Consider the following 14,406-nt stretch of genomic DNA (forward strand, 5'->3'; position numbering starts at 1 on the left):
CCACATTCGGCCCGTTTCGAACTACGCTAATCCCCGCGCATGAACTCTCTTGGGTGTATCACGTCTGATAGGAGGAAATGCGCCTCGACTCGCGCTAAACTGCGCGGGTTTTTAGCCCCCATTCCACCGGAGCCTTCCATGTCCCGCGTTACCCTGAGTCGCTATTTGATTGAGCAGACCCGTAGCAACAACACTCCTGCCGATCTGCGTTTCCTGATCGAAGTGGTGGCGCGTGCTTGCAAAGAAATCAACCACGCCGTGTCCAAAGGCGCCCTGGGTGGTGTTCTGGGCAGCATGGGCACTGAAAACGTCCAGGGCGAAGTGCAGAAGAAGCTCGACGTGATCTCCAACGAGATCCTGCTCGAAGCCAACGAATGGGGCGGTCACCTGGCCGGCATGGCGTCCGAAGAAATGGACAATGCCTACCAGATCCCGGGCAAATACCCGAAAGGCGCGTACCTGCTGGTATTCGACCCGCTGGACGGTTCGTCGAACATCGACATCAACGCCCCGGTCGGCACCATCTTCTCGGTACTGCGCTGCCCGAACGAATACCTGAGCCAGAACGAGCCCTTGAATGAAAAGGCCTTCCTGCAGCCAGGCACCCAGCAAGTAGCCGCCGGTTACGCGATCTACGGTCCACAGACCATGTTGATCCTGACCCTGGGTGATGGCGTAAAAGGCTTCACCCTGGACCGTGAAATGGGCAGTTTCGTACTGACCCACGAAAACATCACCATTCCTGAGTCCACCCAGGAATTCGCCATCAACGCGTCCAACCAGCGTCACTGGGAAGCACCGGTACAGCGTTACGTCGGCGAATTGCTGGCAGGCGATGAAGGTCCGCTGAAAAAGAACTACAACATGCGCTGGGTCGCCGCGATGGTGGCCGACGTGCACCGTATCCTGACCCGTGGCGGTCTGTTCATGTACCCACGCGACAGCCGCGAGCCGTCCAAGCCGGGCAAACTGCGCCTGATGTACGAAGCCAACCCGATGTCGTTCCTGGTCGAGCAAGCCGGCGGTGCTTCCACCGACGGTCACCAGCGCATTCTCGACATCAAGCCTGATGGCCTGCACCAGCGCGTGGCAGTGTTCCTCGGCTCGAAAGAAGAAGTCGAACGCGTTACGGCTTACCACAAGGCCTGATTCATGACCGCGCCCTGGCAGCCGTTGCTCGATTGGTGGTTTGGTTCTTTCGAATCTGCCAGCGAAATAGCGGCTGACAAGGGCAAGTTGTGGTTCGGCAAGCGCGACAGCCAGGACCTCGAAGCGCGCACGCGTTTCGGGGGCTGGGTCGAGCAGGCACTGACCGGCGGTTTGACTGATTGGGCGCAACGCCCCGAAGGTTGGCTGGCTCTGGTGCTGTTGCTCGATCAACTCCCGCGAATGATCTACCGCGACACCCCCAAATCCTATTCCGGCGATCTCAGGGCTCAGGCACTGGTGGGGCAAGGCATTGCTGCGGATTTCGACCGGCAGTTGCGGCCGATTCAGCGGGTGTTCATCTATCTGGTGCTGGAGCACTGCGAACACCTGGCGGTGCAGAACGAGTGCATCTCGCGTTACATCGATTTGTTGGCGCAACAGCCGGAGGCGGATCGAACACTGTTTACCGACTATCTGGACTATGCCGAGAAGCATCAGAAGGTGATTGCGCAGTTTGGGCGGTTTCCGCATCGCAATGCGGTGTTGGGGCGGGAGTCGACGGCTGAGGAGTTGGCGTTTCTGTCGAAGCCTGGGTCCAGGTTCTAAATCTTCAATGCGGTTGATGACCCCATCGCGGGCAAGCCCGCTCCCACAGTGATCCATGTGGGAGCGGGCTTGCCCGCGATGGGGCCGGAGAGCGCTTTAGATCCGGAAGCTGCCGACCAACTGCTTCAACCGCGCCGCCTGCTGTTCCAGGTCAGCGCAGGCGCGCAAGGTTGACTGCAAGTTTTCCACGCCTTCCTGGTTCAACGTGTTGATCTCGGTGATGTCGACGTTGATCGATTCCACCACGGCAGTCTGTTCCTCAGTCGCTGTCGCCACCGACTGATTCATCCCGTCGATTTCGCCAATGCGCTGCGTCACGCTGCCCAGGCGTTCGCCAGCCTGGTTGGCGATGCCGACGCTGCTTTCGCTCTGGCGCTGGCTGTCGGTCATGGTGCTCACCGCTTCGCGGGCGCCGACTTGCAATTCCTCGATCATCTTCTGCACTTGCTGCGCCGAATCCTGCGTGCGGTGCGCCAGGTTGCGCACCTCGTCCGCCACCACGGCAAAACCACGACCGGCTTCACCGGCGCGAGCCGCTTCGATGGCCGCGTTCAGGGCCAGCAAGTTGGTCTGCTGGGAGATGCTGGTGATCACTTCCAGAATCTGCCCGATGTTCACGGTGTTGCTGTTGAGCGTTTCAATGTTGCCGCACGAATCACTGATCTTCGCCGACAGCTGCTGCATCGCCGCGATGGTTTTGTCGACGACTTGCTGGCCATCTTCTGCCATGGCGCGGGCATCGCTCGAATGCTGGGAGGCGAGGGCGGCGTTCTGGGCGATTTCCTGGGCGGCGGCACCCAACTCGTTGATCGCCGCGGCCACGCTGCTGGTACGCGAGGCCTGTTGATCGGAGTTGAACATCGACGAGTTGGAAGCGGCCACCACACGCAGGGCGACTTCGTTGACCTGGCCGGTGGCCGACGACACTTCACGAATCGAGGTGTGAATACGCTCTACAAAGCGGTTGAACGAGGTGCCCAGTGCACCGAATTCGTCCTGGCCATGAATGGTCAGGCGCTTGGTCAGGTCACCTTCACCTTCGGCGATGTCATGCATCGCGCGGCCCATGGTCAGCAGCGGCTGCATCAGGACGCTGATCAACACGCCCAGCAACGCGATGATGATCACCACGGCAATCACCATGGCAATGATCGCCGAGGTGCGGAATTCGCTGAGCATCGAGAACGCGGTGTCCTGATCCAGCACCAGTGCCACGTACCAGTCTGCCGACGGCACACCGTTGACGTGGGTGAAGGACATGAACTGTTTCTTGCCGTCGATCTCGACTTCTTTCATACCCGGGCTGACGTTCGGCGCGCCGTTCGGGTAGGCGTCGGCGAGGCCTTTGAGCACCAGTTTGTTGTCCGGGTGAATCAGGATCTTGCCGTCGGCACTGACGATGAACGCGTGGCCGTGGCCGCCGAAGTTCAGCGAGTTGATGATCGCGCTGACGCTGGACAGGTCAATGTCCGCGCCGGCAACGCCGATCATCTGGCTCTGATACTTCACTGGCGTGGCGACGGTGATCACCAGTTTGCCGGAGGATGCGGCAATGTATGGTTCGGTGACGATGGTCTGTTGTGCGCTGTTGGCCGCCTTGTACCAGCCGCGGGAACGAGGATCGTAGTCGGCGGCGCGATTGCCGGCCGGGACCGAGAACATCACGCCGTCAGTGCCACCGAAATAGCTCAGCTGGAAGTTGCTGGTGTAGGCCGGCAGGTCGATGGCGCGTTTCAGGCTGGCCTGGGCGCTGCCATCCACGGCGATCTGCTGGGACAGCGATTGCAGCAACTGGATGCGACTTTCCAGCCATGTCTGGATGTTGCTAGTGGTCAGGCTGCCGAGTTCCTGCATCGACGATTCGGTACTGCTGCGCAGGGTCTGGCGCTGGCGGTAGTCGTTGAACAGGATAAAGCAGGCGAACGCAACGGCGACCACGAGGGCGGCTGCCAACAGGATCTTGTGGCTGAACTTCATGTTTCTGGTCATTAAATGCATTACCGCGGAGGGGCTGGTCGGCGAGGGGCGTCAAATCGTCACAGTCGAGGGCTTGGCGCTGCCTCTATGTCGACTGGTCAGCGCCAAAGATTAGGCGCGTTTTTGCAAAAACCGACGAAATACTCAATGGCGCGAGAAAGTTGCTGATTTTTCGAAAGAAGGCAGACGAGTGGCCCGATAAATAGCACAACAGTCGGGGAACCAGATGGGGGTTTGCTCTTCTAAGCTTCAGCTTGGCAGCCATGCCATTCCCCTTCGTTCCAGGAGTCTCACCATGTCGCTGCGTTCTATCGCCTTGCTCTCGTTCTGCGTGTTGTTGGCCGCATGCAGCAAGGTCAATCAGGAAAACTACTCGAAACTATCGACCGGCATGCCCAAGGCCGAGGTCGAGACGTTGCTGGGTACACCTGCTGATTGCTCGGGCGCGCTCGGCATGTCCAGTTGCACCTGGGGCGACAAAAACAGCTTTATCAGCGTGCAGTACGCCGGTGACAAAGTATTGATGTTTTCCGGCCAAGGCCTGAAGTAAACCGGGGCGCTGCGCCCGCGGGAGAAAAACAATGAAGCGGTTATTACTCGTACTTTTTGCCGGCCTGGTTTTGGCTGGCTGCGCCACTTCTGGCCAAGATTCGTTGGCGCCAAAAACCGTCAACAGCGTCAACCTCAAGCGCTACCAAGGGACCTGGTACGAGTTGGCTCGCATGCCCATGTATTTCCAGCGTGACTGCGCACAATCCGAAGCCCATTACACGCTCAAGCCGGACGGCAACCTGGCGGTCTTGAACCGCTGCCTGACGCCGCAGTGGCAGTGGGAAGAGGTCAAGGGCACGGCTTATCCACAGGTGCCGGGCAAAACCGACAAATTGTGGGTCAAGTTCGATACCTGGTTCTCTCGGTTGATCCCCGGCACGGCGAAGGGCGAATACTGGGTGTTGTACGTCAGCGACGACTACAAGACAGCCATTGTTGGCGACCCGAGCCGCAAGTATCTGTGGCTGCTGGCCCGCACGCCGACCGTCAATGGCGTCGTGCGCGAGGAACTGCTGAGCAAGGCGCGTCAGCAGGGTTACGACACCTCGCGGCTGATCTGGCGTGCGTCGGAGCAGCAGATGGCCAAGACCTCGGACTAACTGCACATATACCTGTGGGAGCGAGCTCGCTCGCGATGAGGCCATCAGCTTCAACAGAAATGTTGACTGACAGGCCGCCATCGCGAGCAAGCTCGCTCCCACAGGTTTTTTTATCAGCCTAAAAGATCGCGCAGGACCTGGGTGAAAGCGCGGTTGCTTTCTTCCTCATCGGCATGACGCCCGTCACGCACAACCCACTGGCCATTGACCAGCACATCGCGCACCTGGCGATCACCACCGGCAAACAGCCAGCGATTCAAAATCCCGTCGCCACTGGCCGTCGCCAGGTACGGATCATTGCCATCGAGCACCAGCCAATCTGCCCGCTTGCCCACTTCCAGCGCGCCAATCGGCTGCCCCAGTGCCTGTGCGCCGCCGTCCAGTGCGGCGTCGTACAGCGTGCGGCCCACCATTGGCTGATCCGCGCCATACAAGCGGTTACGCCGCTGATCGCGCAGACGCTGGCCATATTCCAGCCAGCGCAATTCCTCCACCACGCTCAACGAGACATGGCTGTCAGAGCCGATGCCCATGCGTCCGCCCTGAGCGAGGAAATCCACCGCCGGGAAGATCCCGTCGCCCAGGTTGGCTTCAGTGGTCAGGCACAAGCCGGCGATGGCGCGACTCTTGGCCATCAGCGTGACCTCTTCGGCGTTGGCGTGGGTGGCGTGAACCAGGCACCAGCGCTGATCGACCTCGGTGTTTTCATACAGCCATTGCAGCGGACGGCGACCACTCCAGGTCAGGCAGTCATCGACTTCTTTCTGCTGCTCGGCGATATGGAGGTGCACCGGGCATTGCTTGTCGCTGGCCGCCAGCACTTCGCTGATTTGCTGCGGCGTGACTGCGCGCAATGAGTGGAAACACAGACCCAGCGACTGCGCTGGTTGCTGCGCCAGGAGTGGTTGCAAGCGCGACTGAAGCTTGAGGTAGTTTTCGGTGCTGTTGATGAAGCGGCGCTGACCTTCGTTCGGGGTCTGGCCACCAAAGCCGGAGTGGCTGTAGAGCACCGGCAGCAGGGTCAGGCCAATACCGGCGGAACTGGCGGCCTGGCTGACGCGCAGCGCCAACTCGGCCGGGTCCGCGTAAGGCTGGCCGTTGGTGTCGTGATGCACGTAATGAAATTCCGCCACCGATGTGTAACCGGCCTTGAGCATTTCGATGTACAACTGACGGGCGATGACGCCGAGTTGGTCCGGGCTGATTTTTCCGACGAGGCGATACATCAAATCGCGCCAGGTCCAGAAACTGTCGTTCGGATTGCCCGCCACTTCTGCCAGTCCGGCCATCGCTCGCTGGAAGGCATGGGAGTGCAGATTCGGCATTCCCGGCAGCAGTGGACCGCTCAGCCGTTCGGCGCCATCTGCATGGGAATCGGCCTGGATATGGGTCAAAACGCCCTCGGCATTGACCTCAAGACGTACATTGTTGGCCCATCCACTAGGCAGCAGCGCGCGTTCGGCAAAGAAGGCGGACATGGTTCAGCACCCCATCGTGTGTTATTTGTATATACATATACAGACGTTTGCCTGCCCGGTAAACTCCGGCAAGCTAGCGATATTCACTAAACGACCAAGGATTAACCGTGCCGACTCCGCCCCCAGTGTCACCGTTGGCCGCGAACATGGGCGACAGTCCGGCGCCCTTGTACGCCCGCGTCAAACAGATGATTACCCAGCAAATCGACAGTGGAAACTGGCCGCCGCACTACCGCGTTCCGTCGGAAAGCGAGCTGGTCAGCCAACTCGGTTTCAGCCGCATGACCATCAACCGTGCGCTGCGGGAGATGACCGCCGACGGTCTGTTGGTGCGCATGCAAGGCGTCGGCACGTTCGTCGCCGAGCCGAAAAGCCAGTCCGCGCTGTTTGAAGTGCACAACATTGCCGACGAAATCGCCTCCCGTGGCCATCGTCACACTTGCAAAGTGATTACCCTCGAAGAAGAAGCCGCCGGCTCCGAACGCGCTTTAGCGTTGGACATGCGCGAAGGGCAGCGGGTTTTCCACTCGCTGATCGTGCATTTCGAAAACGATATCCCGGTGCAAATCGAAGACCGTTTCGTCAACGCGCTGGTGGCCCCCGACTACCTCAAACAGGACTTCACCCTGCAAACGCCTTACGCCTACCTGAACCAGGTCGCGCCGCTGACGGAGGGCGAGCATGTGGTCGAGGCGATTCTGGCCGAAGCCAGCGAATGCAAATTGCTGCAGATTGAAAAGGGCGAGCCGTGCCTGCTGATTCGCCGCCGCACCTGGTCGGGCCGTCAGCCGGTGACCGCCGCCCGTTTGATCCACCCCGGTTCCCGTCATCGTCTGGAAGGACGCTTTCATAAATGAATGCTTTGAAGGTTTTGCGCGCCAAAGATTACCCACGCATGCCGTGGAAAAACGGCGGTGGCAGCACAGAAGAAATCACCCGCGATGCAGGCACGGGCCTTGACGGTTTTGGCTGGCGCCTGTCGATTGCCGACATCGGCGAGTCGGGCGGCTTCTCGACGTTCACCGGGTACGAGCGCGTCATCACCGTGCTGCAAGGTGATGGCATGACCTTGCGGGTGGACGGTCAAGATACGCATCCATTGTTACCGCTGACCCCGTTTGCCTTTAGCGGTGAGAGCGACGTGTCCTGCACATTGCTCGGCGGGCCGATTCGCGATTTCAACCTGATTTATGCGCCGCAGCGTTTTGATGCGCGCTTGCAGTGGCTTTCCGGCGAGCAGCAGTTTTTCGCCTCGGCGCGTACGGTGTTGGTGTTCAGCATCAGCGATGCATTGGACGTGACGGTCGGTAACAGCACGTCGCAACTCGGTCGCCATGATTGCCTGCAACTCGACGGTAACACCGGCCTGCTGGAAGTCTCGAGCAACGGCGCCTGCTGTGTGATCGAACTGACGGCTCACTGAGTCAACACTCACTTTGTAGCAGCTGGCGCAGCCTGCGTTCCGGCTGCGCAGCAGTCGTGAAATCAGCCACTGCGGTCTCCAGGGCCATCTCATCTGATAGGCGACTGCTACGCAGACGAACGCAGGCTTCGCCAGCTGCTACAGATCGCAAGTTGCCCGATACTTCATTTCTGTTCCCCTAAGCGCACCAACTTGTTACCGAACGCCCCAGCGCGGCGCAAAACCTCGCTTTAGTAACAGCACCCCAGCGCTACCAAAAATCCCCCCGAAAAATTTCATCTACGCCAGAACCCTTGATTCAGGCGCTCTCCAGCCATGCCAAAAGGTTTTCTTGAACATCCATCCAACAAGTTGGCCGCTTGATTGCATATGCTTGTATGTACAAGTAAAGACGTATGCGTATGAGTCACGAAGACTCAACCGTCGTCCACTGATTCGCCGGTGTGCACTGATGCCCATCGGCTTGCTCGCCCACTGCCTGGGTTGGTTTTGGATTGATTGCTGAGGAGTTTTTTTCGTGACTAAATTTCGTGACGTTGAAATCCGCGCTGCCCGCGGTAACAAGCTGACCGCCAAGAGCTGGCTGACCGAAGCGCCACTGCGCATGCTGATGAACAACCTCGACCCGGAAGTCGCCGAGAACCCTAAAGAACTGGTGGTTTACGGTGGTATCGGTCGTGCGGCACGTAACTGGGAATGCTACGACAAGATCGTTGAAAGCCTGACCAATCTGAACGACGACGAGACCCTGCTGGTGCAATCCGGCAAGCCGGTCGGCGTGTTCAAGACCCACAGCAACGCACCGCGTGTTCTGATCGCCAACTCCAACCTGGTTCCACACTGGGCAAGCTGGGAGCACTTCAACGAACTGGACGCCAAAGGCCTGGCCATGTACGGCCAGATGACCGCCGGCAGCTGGATCTACATCGGTAGCCAGGGCATCGTTCAAGGCACCTACGAAACCTTCGTCGAAGCCGGTCGTCAGCACTACAACGATGACCTGAAAGGTCGTTGGGTCCTGACCGCAGGCCTCGGTGGCATGGGCGGTGCCCAACCGCTGGCCGCGACCCTGGCCGGTGCCTGCTCGCTGAACATCGAATGCCAGCAGGTCAGCATCGATTTTCGCCTGAACAGCCGCTACGTCGACGAGCAAGCCAAAGACCTCGACGACGCGCTGGCCCGCATCGCCAAATACACCAAAGAAGGCAAGGCGATTTCCATCGCGCTGCTGGGTAACGCGGCTGAAATCCTGCCGGAACTGGTTCGTCGTGGCGTACGCCCGGACATGGTCACCGACCAGACCAGCGCCCACGACCCGCTCAACGGTTACCTGCCAGCCGGCTGGACCTGGGAAGAGTACCGCGCTCGCGCCCAGACCGAGCCTGCTGCTGTGGTCAAAGCCGCCAAGCAATCGATGGCCGTGCACGTTAAAGCGATGCTGGATTTCCAGAAAATGGGCATCCCGACTTTCGACTACGGCAACAACATCCGTCAGATGGCGCAGGAAGAAGGCGTGGAAAACGCATTCGACTTCCCAGGCTTCGTACCGGCTTACATCCGTCCACTGTTCTGCCGCGGCATCGGCCCATTCCGTTGGGCTGCACTGTCGGGCAACGCTGAAGACATCTACAAGACCGACGCCAAGGTCAAAGAGCTGATCCCGGACGACGCCCACCTGCACAACTGGCTGGACATGGCCCGCGAGCGCATCAGCTTCCAGGGTCTGCCGGCCCGTATCTGCTGGGTTGGCCTGGGCCTGCGCGCCAAGCTGGGTCTGGCGTTCAACGAAATGGTACGCAGCGGTGAATTGTCCGCGCCTATCGTCATCGGTCGCGACCACCTGGACTCCGGCTCGGTAGCCAGCCCGAACCGCGAAACCGAATCCATGCAGGACGGTTCCGACGCCGTGTCCGACTGGCCACTGCTCAACGCTCTGCTCAACACCGCGAGCGGCGCGACCTGGGTTTCCCTGCACCACGGCGGCGGCGTCGGCATGGGCTTCTCCCAGCACTCGGGCATGGTGATTGTCTGCGACGGTACTGACGAAGCGGCCGAGCGTATCGCTCGCGTCCTGCACAACGACCCGGCTACCGGCGTTATGCGTCACGCCGATGCGGGCTACCAGATCGCCATCGACTGCGCGAAGGAACAAGGGCTGAACCTGCCGATGATCACCGGCAAATAAACAAGCCATGTAGCAGCTGCCGCAGGCTGCGTTAAGGGCCGAAGGACCTTCGTTCCGCGTTGGAATGCCGGGGTCGCTTCGCAACCCGACGCCGCCTTCGGCAGCTGCTACAGAGATTGAGTGAAACCAGAATAACAATCCACAGAGGTTGAACCATGGCTGTTAACAGCGAGCGTGCAGGTAACAAACCGTTGATCGAGAAACGCTCGATCGACTACATCCCGGAAGCGGAAAGACACGGTCGTCTGTTGAGTCAGTTCACCCTGTGGATGGGTGCCAACCTGCAAATCACCGCGATTGTCACCGGCGCATTGGCCGTGGTCCTTGGCGGTGACGTGTTCTGGTCGTTGATCGGTCTGTTGATCGGTCAACTGCTCGGCGGTGGTGTGATGGCGCTGCATGCCGCGCAAGGCCCCAAGCTTGGCCTGCCGCAGATGATCTCCAGTCGTGTGCAGTTCGGTGTTTATGGCGCGGCCATCCCGATCGTATTGGTCTGCTTGATGTATCTCGGTTTCACCGCAACGGGAACCGTACTTTCCGGCCAGGCGCTGGGCCAGTTGTTTGGTGTCAGCGATACCGTCGGTATCCTCATTTTCGCCAGTGTCATCGTGCTGGTCACGGTGCTTGGTTATCGGGTGATCCATTGGATTGGCCGTGTCGCCAGTGTCATTGGCGTGATTGCCTTTGTTTATCTGTTCAGCCGTCTGATGAGCCAGACTGACGTCGGCGCGCTGTTGCAAATCCGCCACTTCAGTTGGAGCAGCTTCTTGCTAGCGGTGTCGCTCGCGGCGTCCTGGCAGATCGCCTTTGGCCCGTACGTGGCTGACTATTCGCGCTACCTGCCGAGCAAGACTTCCTCGGTGAAAACCTTTTTCGCCGCAGGCGCCGGTTCGGTGATTGGTGCACAGGTGGCGATGGTCCTCGGCGTGTTCGCCGCCGCTTCGGCCAACGGACAATTCGCCGGCCACGAAGTGGCCTACATTGTGGGTCTGGGTGGTACCGGTGCCACCGCTGCGCTGCTGTACTTCAGCATTGCGTTCGGCAAAGTCACCATCTCCACGCTGAACTCCTACGGCAGCTTCATGTGCATTGCGACCATCATCAGCGGGTTCCGTGGTGACCTGAAGGTATCGCGCTTGCAGCGTCTGGTGTTCGTGCTGGTCATCGTCGGGGCTGCGACCCTGATGGCGTTGCTCGGCCAGCACTCGTTCCTCGGTGCGTTCAAGTCCTTCATCCTGTTCCTGCTGGCGTTCTTTACGCCATGGAGCGCGATCAACCTGGTGGACTACTACTGCATCACCCGCGAGCGCTATGACGTGCCGGCGCTGGCCGATCCGAACGGTCGCTATGGTCGTTGGAACGTCCTCGGTATCAGCATTTATGTCTTCGGTGTGCTGGTTCAACTGCCGTTCATTTCCACCAAGTTCTATACCGGTCCGCTGGTGGCGGCCCTGGGTGATGTGGATATTTCCTGGATCATCGGTCTGGTGATTCCCGCCGCCCTGTATTACGTGTGCGCAAAAAAATGGCACGGCACAGTGCCTGATCGTTTGATCCTGCCGGTCGAGCAGGACGCGATCACTGAACAAAAGCTGAATGTTGGTCGCGCTTCGGCGCAGGCCTGATTGGACGTGGACAGGGCTGGATGCCTCTTGACTGCCGTAAGCCAATTCATGATTAGGAGCGTCACAACAATGAAATCGAACAAGACCCTGCTGACCACATTGCTTTCCATGGGCCTGCTGGCCAGTGCCGGCGCCACTCAGGCAGCCGGTTGGTGCGAGTCGGGCAAACCGGTGAAATTTGCCGGCCTGAACTGGGAAAGCGCCATGCTGCTGACCGACGTGCTGCAAGTCGTGTTGGAGAAAGGCTACGACTGCAAGACCGACAGCCTGCCGGGCAACTCCATCACCATGGAAAACGCCCTGAGCAGCAACGACATTCAAGTGTTTGCCGAAGAGTGGGTCGGCCGCAGCGAAGTCTGGAACAAGGCCGAGAAGGCCGGCAAAGTCGTCGGTGTCGGCGCTCCGGTTGTTGGCGCGGTTGAAGGCTGGTACGTGCCGCGCTACGTGATCGAAGGCGACGCCAAGCGCAAACTGGAACCTAAAGCCCCGGACCTGAAAAACATTGCTGACCTGGGCAAATACTCGGCGATCTTCAAAGACGCTGAAGAGCCGTCCAAAGGCCGTTTCTACAATTGCCCGGCAGGCTGGACCTGTGAGCTGGACAACAGCGAAATGCTGAAAAGCTACGGTCTGGAAAGCACCTACACCAACTTCCGCCCAGGCACCGGCCCGGCGCTGGATGCCGCCGTGCTGTCGAGCTACAAGCGTGGCGAGCCGATCCTGTTCTACTACTGGTCGCCAACCCCGCTGATGGGCCAGGTCGATGTGGTGAAACTCGAAGAGAAGCCAGGCGTGAACAAGACCGTGGATATCAAGGTCGGCCTGTCCAAGACGTTCCACGAACAAGCCCCGGAACTGGTGGCTGTACTGGAAAAAGTCAATGTGCCGATCGACATCCTCAACCAGAACCTTGGGCGCATGACCAAAGAGCGGATCGAGTCGCCAAAACTGGCCAAGATCTTCTTGAAGGAACATCCTGAAGTCTGGCACGCATGGGTGAGCGAAGACGCAGCCAAGAAAATCGACGCGGCCTTGTAGGTTGGGCCTCTCCGACTGCCGGTAGCGGCAGTCGGACGCTTGATCGCAACCCCTTGATTGAGAGTCTCTTATGTTTCCCGAAAGCTTTACCTTTTCCATCGCCGACTGGGTCAACGGTTGGGTCGACTCGTTGGTCACCAACTACGGCGACGTGTTCCGGCAGATCTCTGACACCCTGCTGTGGGCCATCGTCAATCTTGAAGGGCTGCTGCGCGCGGCGCCCTGGTGGCTGATGTTGGCCATCGTCGCGGGCGTTGCCTGGCACGCGACCCGCAAAGTCGTGACCACGGCCGTGATCGTCGGCTTGTTGTTCCTGGTGGGTGCCGTCGGCCTCTGGGACAAGCTGATGCAAACCCTCGCGTTGATGATGGTGGCGACGATCATTTCGGTGCTGATCGGCATTCCGTTGGGCATTCTCTCGGCGCGCAGCAATCGCCTGCGTTCGGTGCTGATGCCGTTGCTCGACATCATGCAAACCATGCCGAGTTTCGTGTACCTGATCCCGGTGCTGATGCTGTTCGGCCTGGGCAAGGTGCCGGCGATTTTCGCCACCGTGATTTACGCCGCGCCACCGCTGATCCGCTTGACCGATCTGGGCATTCGCCAGGTCGACGGTGAAGTGATGGAGGCGATCAACGCCTTCGGTGCCAACCGCTGGCAGCAACTGTTTGGCGTGCAACTGCCGCTAGCCCTGCCGAGCATCATGGCCGGGATCAACCAGACCACCATGATGGCCCTGTCGATGGTGGTCATTGCTTCGATGATCGGTGCCCGTGGCTTGGGTGAAGACGTGCTGGTGGGGATTCAGACCCTCAACGTCGGACGTGGGCTGGAAGCCGGTCTGGCGATCGTGATTCTGGCTGTGGTGATCGACCGCATTACACAGGCGTACGGTCGGGCCCGGCATGAGGTGAGCAAATGAACAACGCGACCGTAAGCAAGATCGAAGTCAAAAACGTCTTCAAGATTTTTGGCAACCGTTCCAAAGATGCACTGGCGATGATTGGCCAGGGCAAAACCAAGGACCAGGTGCTGGCCGAAACCGGCTGCGTGGTCGGCGTGAACGATCTGTCGCTGAGCATCGGCAGCGGCGAGATCTTCGTGATCATGGGCCTGTCGGGCTCCGGCAAGTCGACTTTGGTACGCCACTTCAATCGCCTGATCGACCCGACCAGCGGCGCGATCCTGGTGGATGGCGTGGACATCCTGCAATACGACATGGAAGCCCTGCGCGAATTTCGTCGACGCAAGATCAGCATGGTGTTCCAGAGCTTCGGCCTGTTGCCGCACAAGAGCGTGCTGGACAACGTCGCCTACGGCTTGAAAATTCGTGGCGAGAGCAAAGCCATGTGCGCCGAGCGTGCGCTGCACTGGATCAACACCGTGGGCCTCAAGGGCTACGAAAACAAATACCCGCATCAGCTTTCCGGCGGTATGCGCCAGCGTGTGGGCCTGGCCCGTGCCCTGGCGGCGGACACCGACATCATCCTGATGGACGAAGCGTTCAGCGCCCTCGACCCGCTGATCCGCGCCGAGATGCAGGACCAGTTGCTGGAGCTGCAAAAGACCCTGCACAAGACCATCGTCTTCATCACCCACGACCTCGACGAGGCTGTGCGCATCGGCAACCGCATCGCGATCCTCAAGGACGGCCGCTTGATCCAGGTCGGCACCCCGAGAGAGATCCTGCATTCGCCGGCGGATGAGTATGTCGACCGGTTTGTGCAACGGCGGGCGGCGGTGGTTTAAGAGGGTTTGTGGTGGCTGTGCCGGC

At 59.7% G+C, this 14,406-nt stretch carries 13 protein-coding genes and 1 pseudogene; 11 read left to right on the forward strand and 3 right to left on the reverse strand.

From position 1 onward, the window contains the following. Positions 1–138 precede the first annotated feature (138 nt). Entirely contained in the window at positions 139–1,149 is a 1,011-nt protein-coding gene (locus tag AB4N76_RS15755) for a class 1 fructose-bisphosphatase (protein ID WP_046031220.1), read from the forward strand. 3 nt (positions 1,150–1,152) lie between these two features. Beyond that, positions 1,153–1,755 carry a DUF924 family protein gene (locus AB4N76_RS15760; protein ID WP_077432297.1) on the forward strand — a complete coding sequence of 201 codons (603 nt, stop codon included), beginning with the start codon at positions 1,153–1,155 and terminating at the stop codon, positions 1,753–1,755. 96 nt (positions 1,756–1,851) lie between these two features. Here AB4N76_RS15760 and AB4N76_RS15765 read toward each other — a convergent pair whose 3' ends face one another. Both AB4N76_RS15765 and AB4N76_RS15770 read right to left on the reverse strand, forming a co-directional pair. Then, positions 1,852–2,616 carry a methyl-accepting chemotaxis protein gene (locus AB4N76_RS15765; protein WP_371916744.1) on the reverse strand — a complete coding sequence of 255 codons (765 nt, stop codon included), beginning with the start codon at positions 2,614–2,616 and terminating at the stop codon, positions 1,852–1,854. Positions 2,617–2,757: 141 nt separating this feature from the next. Then, positions 2,758–3,753: pseudogene (locus tag AB4N76_RS15770) on the reverse strand (cache domain-containing protein); the annotation flags it as partial. A 274-nt stretch (positions 3,754–4,027) separates the two neighbouring features. Between AB4N76_RS15770 and AB4N76_RS15775 the strand changes: the two are divergent. Beyond that, positions 4,028–4,282 carry a lipoprotein gene (locus tag AB4N76_RS15775; RefSeq protein WP_046031217.1) on the forward strand — a complete coding sequence of 85 codons (255 nt, stop codon included), beginning with the start codon at positions 4,028–4,030 and terminating at the stop codon, positions 4,280–4,282. 31 nt (positions 4,283–4,313) lie between these two features. After that, positions 4,314–4,883, forward strand: a complete 570-nt coding sequence (locus AB4N76_RS15780) for a lipocalin family protein (protein ID WP_077432298.1) — start codon at positions 4,314–4,316, stop codon at positions 4,881–4,883. Between the two features lie 113 nt (positions 4,884–4,996). On the opposite strand, the gene AB4N76_RS15785 is transcribed toward AB4N76_RS15780, so the two are convergent. Continuing rightward, positions 4,997–6,361, reverse strand: a complete 1,365-nt coding sequence (locus AB4N76_RS15785) for a formimidoylglutamate deiminase (RefSeq protein ID WP_046031215.1) — start codon at positions 6,359–6,361, stop codon at positions 4,997–4,999. Positions 6,362–6,507: 146 nt separating this feature from the next. On the opposite strand from AB4N76_RS15785, the gene hutC reads away from it, so the two are divergent. The 7 genes from hutC to AB4N76_RS15820 all read left to right on the forward strand — a co-directional run bounded on the left by hutC (position 6,508) and on the right by AB4N76_RS15820 (position 14,381). Next, positions 6,508–7,218 (forward strand): histidine utilization repressor, encoded by a 711-nt coding sequence (hutC, locus tag AB4N76_RS15790; protein ID WP_154505298.1) that lies wholly within the window; start codon positions 6,508–6,510, stop codon positions 7,216–7,218. Further along, positions 7,215–7,784, forward strand: coding sequence for a HutD/Ves family protein (locus AB4N76_RS15795; protein ID WP_077432300.1), 570 nt, complete (start codon positions 7,215–7,217; stop codon positions 7,782–7,784). Before hutC ends, AB4N76_RS15795 begins: the two co-directional genes overlap by 4 nt. 517 nt (positions 7,785–8,301) lie before the next feature. Next, on the forward strand, positions 8,302–9,969 hold the full coding sequence (hutU, locus tag AB4N76_RS15800) for a urocanate hydratase (RefSeq protein WP_046031213.1): 1,668 nt from the start codon (positions 8,302–8,304) through the stop codon (positions 9,967–9,969). Between the two features lie 155 nt (positions 9,970–10,124). Further along, positions 10,125–11,594, forward strand: a complete 1,470-nt coding sequence (locus AB4N76_RS15805; protein ID WP_046031212.1) for a purine-cytosine permease family protein — start codon at positions 10,125–10,127, stop codon at positions 11,592–11,594. A 69-nt stretch (positions 11,595–11,663) separates the two neighbouring features. Further along, positions 11,664–12,632: an ABC transporter substrate-binding protein gene (locus AB4N76_RS15810; protein ID WP_046031211.1), complete on the forward strand. Its 969-nt coding sequence runs from the start codon at positions 11,664–11,666 to the stop codon at positions 12,630–12,632. A gap of 70 nt (positions 12,633–12,702) precedes the next feature. After that, positions 12,703–13,554 (forward strand): ABC transporter permease, encoded by an 852-nt coding sequence (locus AB4N76_RS15815; protein ID WP_046031210.1) that lies wholly within the window; start codon positions 12,703–12,705, stop codon positions 13,552–13,554. Beyond that, complete coding sequence (locus AB4N76_RS15820) at positions 13,551–14,381, forward strand: quaternary amine ABC transporter ATP-binding protein (RefSeq protein ID WP_052961897.1); 831 nt, start codon at positions 13,551–13,553, stop codon at positions 14,379–14,381. The genes AB4N76_RS15815 and AB4N76_RS15820 overlap by 4 nt, the downstream gene beginning before the upstream one ends. The last annotated feature ends 25 nt before the right edge of the window (positions 14,382–14,406 follow it).

This window comes from Pseudomonas sp. S2_F03, from assembly GCF_054668335.1.

Coding starts and splice junctions, on each gene's coding strand:
- hutC (WP_154505298.1), top strand. CDS start 6,508: ATGGGCGACAGTCCGGCGCCCTTGTACGCCCGCGTCAAACAGATGATT.
- AB4N76_RS15760 (WP_077432297.1), top strand. CDS start 1,153: ATGACCGCGCCCTGGCAGCCGTTGCTCGATTGGTGGTTTGGTTCTTTC.
- AB4N76_RS15780 (WP_077432298.1), top strand. CDS start 4,314: ATGAAGCGGTTATTACTCGTACTTTTTGCCGGCCTGGTTTTGGCTGGC.
- AB4N76_RS15795 (WP_077432300.1), top strand. CDS start 7,215: ATGAATGCTTTGAAGGTTTTGCGCGCCAAAGATTACCCACGCATGCCG.
- AB4N76_RS15805 (WP_046031212.1), top strand. CDS start 10,125: ATGGCTGTTAACAGCGAGCGTGCAGGTAACAAACCGTTGATCGAGAAA.
- AB4N76_RS15755 (WP_046031220.1), top strand. CDS start 139: ATGTCCCGCGTTACCCTGAGTCGCTATTTGATTGAGCAGACCCGTAGC.
- AB4N76_RS15785 (WP_046031215.1), bottom strand. CDS start 6,361: ATGTCCGCCTTCTTTGCCGAACGCGCGCTGCTGCCTAGTGGATGGGCC.
- AB4N76_RS15775 (WP_046031217.1), top strand. CDS start 4,028: ATGTCGCTGCGTTCTATCGCCTTGCTCTCGTTCTGCGTGTTGTTGGCC.
- AB4N76_RS15765 (WP_371916744.1), bottom strand. CDS start 2,616: ATGTTCAACTCCGATCAACAGGCCTCGCGTACCAGCAGCGTGGCCGCG.
- AB4N76_RS15810 (WP_046031211.1), top strand. CDS start 11,664: ATGAAATCGAACAAGACCCTGCTGACCACATTGCTTTCCATGGGCCTG.
- AB4N76_RS15820 (WP_052961897.1), top strand. CDS start 13,551: ATGAACAACGCGACCGTAAGCAAGATCGAAGTCAAAAACGTCTTCAAG.
- AB4N76_RS15815 (WP_046031210.1), top strand. CDS start 12,703: ATGTTTCCCGAAAGCTTTACCTTTTCCATCGCCGACTGGGTCAACGGT.